The sequence below is a fragment of the Sulfitobacter noctilucicola genome, assembly GCF_000622385.1.
Lineage (GTDB): Bacteria > Pseudomonadota > Alphaproteobacteria > Rhodobacterales > Rhodobacteraceae > Sulfitobacter > Sulfitobacter noctilucicola.
This window is the reverse complement of record NZ_JASD01000006.1, coordinates 160,876-172,324: the sequence shown is the minus strand read 5'-3', so window position 1 is coordinate 172,324 and position 11,449 is coordinate 160,876. Positions and strand designations below refer to the sequence as shown.

Annotated in this window: 12 protein-coding genes; 7 read left to right on the top strand and 5 right to left on the bottom strand. The window is 60.5% G+C overall.

Translation table 11 applies throughout. The annotated features are described in order from the left end of the window. Positions 1-126: 126 nt before the first annotated feature. The 5 genes from Z946_RS0103250 to Z946_RS0103230 all read right to left on the bottom strand — a co-directional run bounded on the left by Z946_RS0103250 (position 127) and on the right by Z946_RS0103230 (position 5,081). The gene (locus tag Z946_RS0103250) at positions 127-1,413 is read right to left on the bottom strand and encodes a TRAP transporter large permease (RefSeq protein ID WP_025054305.1); all 1,287 of its coding nucleotides are present in this window, start codon (positions 1,411-1,413) and stop codon (positions 127-129) included. Continuing rightward, entirely contained in the window at positions 1,410-1,841 is a 432-nt protein-coding gene (locus tag Z946_RS0103245) for a TRAP transporter small permease (RefSeq protein WP_160170265.1), read from the bottom strand. Before Z946_RS0103245 ends, Z946_RS0103250 begins: the two co-directional genes overlap by 4 nt. A 110-nt stretch (positions 1,842-1,951) precedes the next feature. Continuing rightward, positions 1,952-2,947 (bottom strand): TRAP transporter substrate-binding protein DctP, encoded by a 996-nt coding sequence (gene dctP / locus Z946_RS0103240; protein WP_025054303.1) that lies wholly within the window; start codon positions 2,945-2,947, stop codon positions 1,952-1,954. Between the two features lie 35 nt (positions 2,948-2,982). After that, positions 2,983-3,927, bottom strand: coding sequence for a hydroxymethylglutaryl-CoA lyase (locus Z946_RS0103235; protein ID WP_025054302.1), 945 nt, complete (start codon positions 3,925-3,927; stop codon positions 2,983-2,985). Beyond that, a complete protein-coding gene (locus tag Z946_RS0103230; protein WP_025054301.1) occupies positions 3,924-5,081 on the bottom strand; it encodes a CaiB/BaiF CoA transferase family protein in 1,158 nt (385 codons plus the stop codon). The genes Z946_RS0103235 and Z946_RS0103230 overlap by 4 nt, the downstream gene beginning before the upstream one ends. Before the next feature lie 93 nt (positions 5,082-5,174). Between Z946_RS0103230 and Z946_RS0103225 the strand changes: the two genes are divergently transcribed. The 7 genes from Z946_RS0103225 (at position 5,175) to Z946_RS0103195 (ending at position 11,319) form a co-directional block, all read left to right on the top strand. Next, positions 5,175-6,110: a LysR family transcriptional regulator gene (locus tag Z946_RS0103225; RefSeq protein ID WP_025054300.1), complete on the top strand. Its 936-nt coding sequence runs from the start codon at positions 5,175-5,177 to the stop codon at positions 6,108-6,110. Positions 6,111-6,325: 215 nt separating this feature from the next. Further along, on the top strand, positions 6,326-6,715 hold the full coding sequence (locus Z946_RS0103220; RefSeq protein WP_025054299.1) for a DUF3768 domain-containing protein: 390 nt from the start codon (positions 6,326-6,328) through the stop codon (positions 6,713-6,715). 159 nt (positions 6,716-6,874) lie between these two features. Next, on the top strand, positions 6,875-8,857 hold the full coding sequence (locus tag Z946_RS0103215; RefSeq protein WP_025054298.1) for a ParB/RepB/Spo0J family partition protein: 1,983 nt from the start codon (positions 6,875-6,877) through the stop codon (positions 8,855-8,857). Between the two features lie 47 nt (positions 8,858-8,904). Further along, positions 8,905-9,597: a hypothetical protein gene (locus Z946_RS0103210; RefSeq protein WP_025054297.1), complete on the top strand. Its 693-nt coding sequence runs from the start codon at positions 8,905-8,907 to the stop codon at positions 9,595-9,597. A gap of 102 nt (positions 9,598-9,699) precedes the next feature. After that, positions 9,700-10,353: a DUF6927 domain-containing protein gene (locus tag Z946_RS0103205; RefSeq protein ID WP_025054296.1), complete on the top strand. Its 654-nt coding sequence runs from the start codon at positions 9,700-9,702 to the stop codon at positions 10,351-10,353. 124 nt (positions 10,354-10,477) lie between these two features. Next, positions 10,478-10,804, top strand: coding sequence for a type II toxin-antitoxin system PrlF family antitoxin (locus tag Z946_RS0103200; RefSeq protein WP_005668772.1), 327 nt, complete (start codon positions 10,478-10,480; stop codon positions 10,802-10,804). Next, positions 10,801-11,319 carry a type II toxin-antitoxin system YhaV family toxin gene (locus Z946_RS0103195; protein WP_025054295.1) on the top strand — a complete coding sequence of 173 codons (519 nt, stop codon included), beginning with the start codon at positions 10,801-10,803 and terminating at the stop codon, positions 11,317-11,319. The genes Z946_RS0103200 and Z946_RS0103195 overlap by 4 nt, the downstream gene beginning before the upstream one ends. Positions 11,320-11,449: the final 130 nt, after the last annotated feature.

Genomic DNA, 11,449 nt, shown 5'->3' with positions numbered 1-11,449 from the left:
AGGCAGCATGACCTATGCTCTTCCGCAACGCAGAAAATGGCAGCTTCGAGCCCATTTTACATATGCTGCGGCTGGCTCGAATGGCAGCTATCCGCAGCAAACTGGACGTAGCGAACAATTGGGTCCCTACCGCCCGAACCCGGCAGAATACGGCAACCACGTCGCCAATCCGGGCACCAGGATCATCAATGCCAGTCCGAAGACCATGAGCACTACGTAAGGTGCCGCTCCGCGAACCACGTCTGAAAGTGGAGCATTTGTGATCCCTTTGATGACGAACAGGTTCATGCCTACGGGCGGTGTTATCATTGCGAGTTCCAAGTTGATCATCAACAGGACGCCGTACCATACAAGATCGACATCAAGCGCTACCATCGTGGGCAGCAGGATGGGCGTGGTGATCAGGATGATGGCAATGCTTTCGAAGAACATTCCCATTACGAAGATCATCGCCATGACCATGAGGATGAATTCCAGCGGGCCGAGGCCCATGGCGGCAACAGCTTCAGCCACACCGTTGGGTAGACGGATGATGGTGATGGCGTGACCGAACATCGCGGCACCTGCGATGATCATGAAGACCATCATGGATGTCCGCATGGTCTGATAGGTGCAATCCCAGAGGTCGCGGATACCGAGGTTTCGGTAGATCACAACCGCCACAAACAGGGCATAAAGCGAACCAATGGCGGCGGCCTCAGACGCAGTGAAGATGCCCAGGTAGATGCCGCCCATGACCACCGGCGGGGCCATGACCGCCCAGATAGACTTTCGCACAGCGGATACGATTTTGGGCCAACCCGCCCAGTCCGGTGACTTGAACTCTGGGTTCCGGGTGGCCCCGATGACGCAGTAGGCCGAGAAGATCAGGGCCAGCAGGACGCCGGGTATGATGCCTGCCAGGAACAAGGCACCGATGCTGACCTCGCTCACGATGGCGTAGAGGATCATGGGGCCAGAGGGGGGGATCAGGATTCCAAGCGTACCCCCGGCGGCGATAACTCCCAGGGCGTCACGTTCCGGAAAGCCGAAGCGTTTCATCTGGGGGATGGCACTCGATCCGATAGACAGTGCAGTGGCGACGGATGAGCCAGAAATGGCTGCGAAGATGGTGCAGGACATGACGGTGGCTACGCCCAGACCGCCCCGAATGTGCCCAACCACGGTATGGGCCATGTCATAAAGGTCATCGATGACCTTCGCCTTGATCATGATCTGGGCCATGAAGACAAACAGCGGGATCGTCATCAGGATCGGCTTGTCGAGGTGGGCATAGACCGTATCGGCAACGGGGGAAATCTTGCCTTCGAAAAGGATCAGGATCACCGTTGCGGTCAGACCCAAGGCGGCAAAGATCGGCATGCCGGTCAGCAGCAGCAGGATCAAACCTGCGAAAATCAGAAAGATCGTCATGCTGGCCTCTTGCCGAAGAATATCTCGATGATCTTGGCCACCGCAGTCAGGCCAAGCAGCACGGACCCGACAACCATTGGGGCCTGGGGTATCCACGAGGGGATTTCGACGTTGCCGGAGGTGTAGGAGCCGAAGCTGTGGGCGAAGTGAACAGCCTCCCAGGCGCTCAACCCCAGGACCACCGAAAAGGCCAGGACAGCCAGATGCGACCAGAGCATCTGCACCGGCTTCACACGGTTGGGCAAGGTATCTACCAGAAGGTCGATGGCGATGTGGTCGCCCCGGCGGTAGGCTTCGGCGATGCCCAGCATGATCAGGCCGACCAGCGTCCAGCCGGTCACATCTTCTGGCCAGAGCAGCGGATCGGACAGGGCGTATCTCCAGAAGACCGCGATCAGGGTAAAGCCAAGCGCCACAACGATCGCCAATACGCTCAAGGCTGACGCCAGCCGAACAAGCGCATAGATGGCCCTTGCAAGGGCTGGGGCGGAGGCTGGCACCGCCCCGGAGGTTTGTGGTTGGTTGCTCACCTGCTGCCTCAGGAACCGGAGCGCAGGGCGTCGATCAACTCAAGCAGCTTCTGGCTGTCCGCGTCGCCTTCACCGAACGCCTTGTCAAAAGCAGGCTGCATCACGGCCTCCAGTGCCGCGTTTTCTTCGGCGGTCAGCGTGTAGACATTCACACCCTTGGCGGCGAGGGCCTCGGGCGCACCGGCTGCGGCATCTTCGGCAGCTTCCACGGCCCAACCTGCGGCTTTCGACCCAGCCTCGTCCAGCGCCGCCTTGGCGGTGTCAGAGAGCCCGGCATACCAGTCGGGGTTCACGTAACCGTGGAAGTAAACCGAGATCACCGGCACCACAGTGAAGTGATCCTGCACCTCGAAGTATTTCCGTGATACGGCGGCATCCGTGCCGGTCATGGCCGCGTCAATCACGCCGGTTGCCAGGGCTTGATAAACCTCACCACCTGACATGGATACAGGCGACGCCCCCAGCGCCTCGATGGAGGCGTTGAAGGCCGGAACCAGTCCGCGCATCTTCACCCCTGCAAAGTCTTCGGGTGCCTTAAGGTACTTGCCTTTCGAGGTGAAGACGGAGTCGTTTGTCTGGAACAGCCAGACGACATTCTCCACGCCTTTTTCCCGGAGCTTGTCTTCGAGGAAGTTGGCGGCATCAGACCCGTCCCAGTTGCGCCAGATGTTCAGGTCACCAAAGGCGAAGGGCCGCGTGGTGACGGTCATGATCGGCAGGGTGCGACCCCACTGGAACTGAACCGAGAAGGCGCATTCGATGTCGCCCTTGGCCGTGGAAACGATGTTTTCCTTGGCACCGACAAGGCTGTTCGCCCCAAAAATCTGCACGTCGATTTCATTGTTCGACAATGCTTCGACCTCGGCGGCCCAACGGTCGATGACCTTGGACACGGCATGCGCCGGGGGAAGCTGGTGGCTGCACCGCATCTCGGTTGCAGCGGTGGCGGTGGTTGCGGCCAATGCAAGGCCGGTGCCCAAAAGGGCGGCTGACAGAAGTTTCATGGTTTTCCTCCCTGTTTCTGTCGGTTCAAGGGCGATCATGCCGCCCAATTCACGTTCGGCGGCGGTCCGGATCGGGCCAGAGCGCCGTAGAGTTCTTCGTCGGGCAGTTCGCGTTCGAGAATGTCGCGAATGCCGACCAGTGCGGGTATGTCAATGCCGGTAGCGAAGCCCTTAGTTTCGCAGAGGAACACAAGGTCTTCGAAGACAATGTTACCGGTGGCACCCGGTGCGAACGGACATCCGCCCAGTCCGCCAAGCGAGGCGTCGAGAACACGACACCCTGCGTCGAGAGCGGCGGAAGCGTTGGAGAGCCCCAGCCCCCGTGTGTCATGCAGATGCACGATAAAAGGCCGGTCACCGCAGAGTGCCGCCATGCCGTTGCAGAGGTCTAATACCTGCCGGGGGCCCGCAAAGCCCACGGTGTCTGCCACGCCAACAATATCCGCCCCGGCCTTCAGACAGTCTTCGGCCAGTCGCAGGACTTCGCCCTGGTCCACGTCACCGGCAATAGAACACCCGAAGGCCATCGCAATCCCAGCGTTAACCAGAGGGCGGTGATCTGATGCAGCGGCCTTTTCCACCGCCAGACCAACCAGATCGACCGCTGCCTGACGGGAGCGGCGCATGTTCGCCTGGCTATGTTCTTCGGTAGCGGACACCACGCACACGATTTCATCGACCTGGGTGGTTAGTGCGTCGTCGATCCCACGCTCATTGAGTGTAAGCGCCGATGACCTGGCACCTTCGAGCTTCGACACTTCCTCTATTATCAGCCGCACATCGGCAAACTGCGGCATCCGACTGGCTGGAAGAAACGATCCGACTTCGAAGCACCGTACCCCAGCAGCGTATTCCCGCTGCAACCAGTCGATCTTGCCCGCAGTGGAAGGCACACGTTTAACCAATTGCAGGCCATCTCGCAGGCCCACTTCCCGCAAAGTCACTCGGTCAGTTGGGTATGACCACGAAGCAGCACTCATTGAGCGGGCTCCAGCGTCACGCCAAGCTCAGCGAGGATTTCTTCGGTATGTTCCCCAATTGCTGGCAGGTCGGTGTTTGGGCCAACCGGGTTCCGCCCATTAATCTCGACCGGAAGCCCCGGGGCCCGAAAGCTCTTCTTTTCCGGGTAGGCCGATGTAATCAACCCCCCTGGGCGGTTCACATGCGGGTCATCATACATTTCCGCCGGGCGCGACACCGGGGCAAAAAGCAGATCGTTTGCTTCAAAAAGGGCCAGTAAATCAGCGTAGTCTCGTTCCGCCACCTTTGCTGCGATCAACGGCAGTGTCCGATCCCGGCCTTCGATCTGTTGCGGGCGGGTTTGAAGCTCTGGATCATCCAGTAGATGCGTCAGGTCCAGCGCCTTGCAGAGCTTTTCCCATTGGCCATCGGTGGCAGCGCCGAGGAATATCTGGCGGTCATCACGACTGGTGAAGAGGTCATAGACCGGCCATGAAAACACTCGTTCGGGCATTGGCGGCGATTCGGTGCCTTCAATGTCAAACTGCACCATGTGCTGGGCAACCAGCAGCAGGCAGTTTTCAAAGAGCCCGGACCGGATCGCAGCTCCTTCACCGGTGCGCCCCCGGGCATAGAGAGAGGCCAAAACCGAGAAGGCCGCAAAAAGCCCGCCCATGATGTCATTCGCGGATGATCCGATCCGCAAAGGACGCCCGGTCGGGCCAGTCATGTAGGCCATGCCGGTCATCATCTGGACAACCTCGTCCATCGCTGCCCGCTTTTCGTAAGGACCATGCAGGAAGCCTTTGCAGGAGGCTGTGATCAGCCGGGGGTACTTCTGACGAAGTGTTTCCGGCGAGAGCCCCATTTTGCCCAGCGTCTCGTCTCTGAAGTTTTCGACGAACACGTCTGCGGTGGCCAATAGGGCGTTGAGGGCCGCAAGGCCCTTATCGGTCTTCAGGTTGAGCGTGATCGACTTCTTGCCACGATTGAATGAAGGGAAGAACCCAGCCCCCATCCCGGTCAGATTGCGGGTCTTGTCACCTTCTGGTGGTTCGACCTTGATAATCTCGGCCCCGAGGAAACCCAGAAATTGCCCGCAGGATGGCCCCATGATCATGTGGCTCATCTCGACCACGCGGATGCCTGCCAACGGCCCGGTATTCTGATCCATGCAAAACCTCCCCAAATCGCGGTAAAGATAGCCTTGCTGATGAGGTCAGAAAACAATAGTGTTTCGCACGTATCATTCTAAAAACCAGAACGCATGGACTCCCGCCAACTCCGCTACTTCGCCGCCATCTACGAAGCGCAGTCCGTTTCCCGGGCCGCCGAAGGGCTGAACATTGCCGCCTCCGCATTGAGCCATCACCTCAGCAACCTGGAAACCGAATTGGCCACGGCGCTCTTTGCACGCAAACCACGGGGGATGCAGGCCACGGCGGCGGGTGAGCGGCTTTATTCCCATGCCAGAGGTATCCTGCGGGCCATCAATGCAGCGACGGATGATCTTCAGGAAAAGGGTCGCGAAGTCACTGGCGACGTTTCCGTCGGCATGTCCTATTCCGCTGTGAAGGCCATCGGGGTGGACCTGATGAAATCGGTGATGACCGATTATCCTAAACTGCGACTGTCCCTTTCCGAAAGCCTGTCCGGCTCAACCCTGGTTCACCTGATGGCCTCCGAGATTGATCTTGCCGTGGTCTACAACCCTCCGAACGATCCAAAACTCCGGGTGCAGCCGATCCTCGAAGAAGAAATGGTTTGTGTCGGGCGGGCGGACATTATTGGTGACAGCGAAGTCCCTGTCACCTTTCAGGAACTGCTTAATCTTCCGCTAATCCTTTTACGTCAGGGTTTGTCCGCCCGTGCGCTTTTGGACGATGCATCACTGCTCAAGCAGTTGGAAAGCCGTGCAAGGTTCCAGATGAACTCGGTCCAGGCCATAGCAGGTTGCCTTGTCGATGGCCTTGGCTGCATCGTTGGCACAAGGTTGTTCATGCGGGAGTTGCTGGAAGAAGGCAAACTCCACGCCCGCCCGATCACCAAGCCGACATTAACCAGAACGCTCTACATCTGTGAGCTCGCCGACCGGCCTGCAACGTTTGCTCTCGAAGCAGTACGCCAGCTGATCATGAAGCTGATTTTCGCTGCACTGAGTGAGGGGCGCTGGGACGCTTTCCCCGTACGTCAGGCTGATTAGTTTGTGGGACAATCTGGTGATGACGCGAAGGAGTTGAATGGCGGCGATTGAACACAAGGAGACTCTGCGGGTCCGAATTTAGTCGGCGGCTATGTCCGCAGAGCGGACTATTGGAACTGTTTGGTTCGGGCAGGTTTGGACCGGGTTCCTCCGCCAAGCGGAAAAGAAAAAGCTGGCTTTGGGAAGGGTGTTTCAACTTCTCAAAGGAGATCCCCATGTCCATGACCGTTCAACCCCAGCCAGACCGTCCGGATCCGAGTGTGATCGCGGCGCAGAACGACGCGTTTCGCAAGCTCGCGTGCCTTGGAGTGCCGCCCGCCCAGCCCATCCAGGGCCGGATGCATGTCACCCGCTCGCTTATGGAGGCCAGCGACGGCTTCATGGCCGAGGCGGTGAGGGCCACCGGTGAGTTTGCCACATTCGAGCCTGAGAATGATCCCGAGGGATGGCACGATTTCGGGGCGGTCGAGATCCGGGGCGAGACCGTGTTCTGGAAGGTCGATCTCTATGAGGCAGATTCGGATTTCCGCTACGGGGCTGAGACCCCGGACAATCCCGCCACGACCATGCGTGTACTGACCATCATGCTTGCACGCGACTGGTAGAAGGGCAGGGGACTCCTCCCCCCTGACACCCCAGGCGATGAAGGCCCACTGACCCCTCAAAGGGAGAGTGGGCCTTTTGTTGTGGTGATCCCTGAAGCCGGGGATTGGTCACGCGCGTGAAGGCGCGGGCCCCACCTCACCCACCTGGAAGGATACCCCATGACCACGAACTTTGCCCCTCTCACCGTCGCCATCGGCGATCTGGTCCCGCATCCCGCCAATGTGCGCAGCAACTCGCCGGAAACCTATGACCCCGAAAACATCGCCCATCTGAAGGCCAGTATCGCTGTGCTGGGCCTCTTGCAGCCGATCCTGGTGCAGAAGTTCGACGGCAAATACGCCGTGCTGGCCGGTGGCCGGCGGCATGCCGCGCTAAAGGAGCTGGTCGCTGACAAGGCCATCAAGGGCTTCACGGCGAAGACCAAGGTGGACTGCCGCCTTGTGCCAGAAGACTGCGACGTCACCACGGCGCTGTCGCTCGCCGAGAACGTCACCCAGGCGCCGATGAACGCCATTGACGAGTTCGAGGCTTTCGCCCGGATGATGGAGGTCGATGGCCAAACGCCCGAGACGATCGCAAAGACCTTCGGCACCACGGTGGCGGCCGTGAAAGGCCGGTTGCGTTATGGCCTGATCCACCCCGACATCCGCGCCGCGGCTCGGGGCAAGGTGATCACGCTCGACACGATGAAGGCCTTTGCTGAGCATCCAAGCCAGGAGGCGCAGCGCGAGGTCTTCGAGGCGCTCACGAAGGACGGCGGCTATCTGCAGGCCTATACCGTCCGTCAGGCCCTCAAATCCCGCGGCGTGCAGGTCAGCGACGATATCGGGGCTTTCGTGCGCGTGGACTACGAGGCGCGTGGCGGTGCCGTCGCAGCCGATCTGCTGGATGAGCATTCCGTGCTTGAGGATGCGGCTCTGGTCGAGACCATCTTGCTCGAGAAGCTTGGTGCAGCCGCCGAGGACGCCCGTATGAGGCTGGGCTTTGCTTGGGCCGATGCGATGGTCCGCTATGATTACGCGACCATGGCCGATTACGGCCGCGTCTATCCCGGCCCGATCGAGCCTGATGAGGCTGCGCAAAAGCGCGTGGATGAAATCACCGCCGAGCTTGAGAAATTGCAGCTCGAGATGGAGGATGAGGGGCTCGAGGACGGTGCCTATAATGCCCTTTACGAGCGCGTGGACGCCTTGGAAGAGGAAGCGCGCGATCTGCAGGAGGCCTACAGCGCCGAGGACCTCGCGCGGTCTGGGGTGATCGCGTCCTGGTCGGGCGGGCAGGTGACCCTCCATGTTGGCCTCGTCCGCCCGGAGGACACCGTCAAAGAGGAGGGCGCACGCGGCTCCTCTCCTAGCCCGACCGGGGAAGAAGCCCCGGACCCGGGCGAAATCACCTACCCGGCCTCGCTGGCCGAGGACCTCAAGACAGAGCGGGCCATGGCCCTCGGCGCCGCGATGGCGCTGCATCCGGAAGCCACGCTCGATCTGACGCTCTTCAAGCTGGTGAGCGATGTTCTGGCCAGCGGCATGAGTGTCACGCAGGCGATCAAGATCGAGGCCCGCAAGGAATACCGCAGCCATGCCAAGATGGACGAGATCGACGAGACCTCGCTTGAGCAGGTGGCGGCGGCGCATGATGCGCTGGACCTCTCCTGGCTCGATGACACCCGGTCCCCTGCCGATCAGTTCGCGGCGTTCCGCGCGCTGGAGGCAGGCGAGAAGGCCAAGCTCGTCGCCTATGCGACCGCCAGCACGACGCAGTCCTGCTTCGCACGGGACCGTCAGCGCGACAGCCTGATGCATGACTTCGAGATCGAGATCATGCCCGACATCCGGGCGCATTGGACGCCGAATGCGGCGCTCTTCAACCGCTTCAAGAAGGCCTGGCTCCTGAAGATCCTCGGCGAGGATTTGGGCCTGGCCCAGGAGGCTGTGACGCTAGCCTCGTCGAGCAAGAAGGAGATCGTCGCCTTCTGCGACAAGCTCTTCGCTGAACCCTTCGCCACGCTCACGGACGCGCAGCGCGCTGCCGTGGGCGCCTGGTGTCCGCCCATGATGCAGACCGCCGGTGTCGCCTGTGATGAGGCGGAGCCCGCTGCGGAAACCCCCGAGCCTGACAGCGAGGTCGCGCAAGCGGCCTGAGTCCTCGCGCGGGTCGACCCTCCCACACCCAACGGAAAGACATCCCTATGGCTATTCTCAAGTTCTCTGCCTCAGCTGTTGCGGCGCAGATCGCCCATGCGCGCGCCTGCAAAACCTTCCTGCCCAACTGGAACGGGCCCGTGGACAGGCCCGCCCTGATCCTGATCGTCGGCAATGGTGTGCATCTGCGCTCAAACGGCATCGATGGCACGACCACTCGAATCGTCACCACCGAACAGGCCGATCCCTCTTTCGCCTTCGCCGACGGCATGAACCCGTTTCGGGACACCGACTGGATGGCGCAGCGCCGCATGGCGTTTCGTGATCTGACCGGCCAGTTCTACACCAACATCCTGGATGACGTGCAGGTGCTCATCGACCGGGGGCGGGGGGCGATCCGGCTCGCCACCGATGGCCACAGCATTCGCGTCTTCGTACGCCGGGCCTCGGATTATCTCATCGGCGGGACCTACGAGGTGCCCTCGGGCCTCGGCGGCACCTTCCGGGTCATCCTGAAGGATGCCTGCGACACCTTCGCGATCGTGCAGAACTGCGGCAATTCGACGTTTTGGGAATTCGAAGACGATGAAGCAGCACCAATGTCTCAAGAGCGCGCAGCGCGGCAGGGTATTGGTGCTTCAACTCATTCCCATAAACGCTGCGAGGATTTCGACGCCATGCAGCCCTACCGCGTGCCGCTCGATGCGCTGATGGAAATCGATGACCGGAGGGCGGCGTAACGCGCCCTTTCTCAAACAAGCATCGCCAATACCCTGCCAGGCCTGCGGCCCTCTCGGGACATTGACGACAACAATTTCCCCAATGAGAGAAAGGACTCTGAGATGGGATGGCTCTTCTATACCGATCGCCGCGTCCAGACCTACGCGGATGAGAAAGCGGAGATTGCCCGGCTCTGCACCTTCGAGAGCGACAGGCGCAAGACGGAACTGGTCAAAGCCTGCAAGGTGGGTTCGACTTGGTACGCGGCGGCAAAGGTCACAAGTATCGATGGCTCGCCGGTCGAGGACACGACCTATGTGACCGATGCGGATGGCTCCATCACGTTCGGTGCTGTCTTCCTCACCCGATACGATGACGGCTGCTGGGGCTACAAGGACATGGAGGAAAGTGCTGGCCCGAACGAGTCTCGTGCTCCCCTTGGGCTGATCGAGCTCCTCTCCGACCTGAAAGACCCGGACAGCTATGCTCATGCCTGGCGCCAGCGCTGCCAGGACTGGGCTGCGATCCCGGACTACGAGGAAGGCGACAAGATCAGGCTCGCAGCACCTGTGACGCTCACCGATGGCAGTACCTGCCAGATTGTCACCGCGACCCACTACAGGCGCGGGCGGCAAAAGCGCCGCTGCTACCGCATCGAGGAAACCGGTGGGCTCGTACGCTTGTCGAAGGCCTCGCTTGCGGGCTCGGAGCTGCTCAGCTCCGCGAAAGGTGCGACTAGCCCGGTGCTGGCGGAGTTCCTGGCGGGGCGAAATTAGGTGCTGCGCCGGACGGTTCATCGACCTTCCCGGCGACAGCAGATCCTGCGGCTTGTCTTGACAAGGCAATGCAAATGCATTACCTATCGCGGGCAGCAAAGACCCTTTTCTTCAGGAGACTGCCATGACAGCCCTCGCACAAGATGTCTCGAAACTCACGGATCGGTATCAGACGACCGTGCCGGCGGGTGTGCGCAAACAGCTCAAGCTGGGCAAGGGCGACCAGATTCGTTACTGCACCGAGCCGAGTGGCAGGGTCTATATCGAGCCCGTGCGCAGCGACGAGGAAGATCCCGTGCTCGGAGCCTTTCTCGATTTTGTCGAGGCCGATATCAAGGCGCATCCGGACCGCATTCGGGCGTTCGATGGGGCTTTGCATGACCGTCTTGCAGCACTGGTCGGAGACGTTGACGTCGATCTCGATGCGCCGCTATCGCTCGAGGATGAATGAGCGGCGATAGCGTGCCCGCCCAAGCGCCCCTTGTCGTAAACGGATGGTCGATTTATGCGCATCCGCTCTTTCTGGATCAGCTCGAAGGGCTGACCCTCGAGGTCGAGGCGCGTAAGGCACGCGATCCTAAGAGCTGGCGCAAGAAAAACCCGACGAAACGGCTGGCCGCCATCTTCAAGCTGGTCACCGAGGCCATACCGGCAGATCCGGGTGCCGCCGCCTTCCGGCAAGGCGGCACACTCGGCGATCACCGCAAGCACTGGTTCCGGGCGAAATTCTTCCAGCAGTATCGGCTGTTCTATCGGTTCAACAGCGATGCGAAGGTCATCGTGGTGGCCTGGGTGAACGACGACAAGACCCTGCGCGCCTACGGCAGCAAGACGGATGCCTATGCGACGTTCAAAGGGATGTTGGAAGATGGCAATCCACCTGACAATTTTGACGCGCTCTTGAAAGAAGCAGCGGCGGCGAACAAGCGGTTCGAGACGTCCCTTGAAGCGGTGCCCGATCGGTAAGTGGGGTCGAATGCCCGAAGGGGCGGATTCCCACGCTAAGGCTGCCAGTGAGTGGGCATTATGCGTTTCAATCGCCGTCATACTTGGGCCAAGTGAAATAGGCGACATTGGTGTGTCATATGGCTGGTAC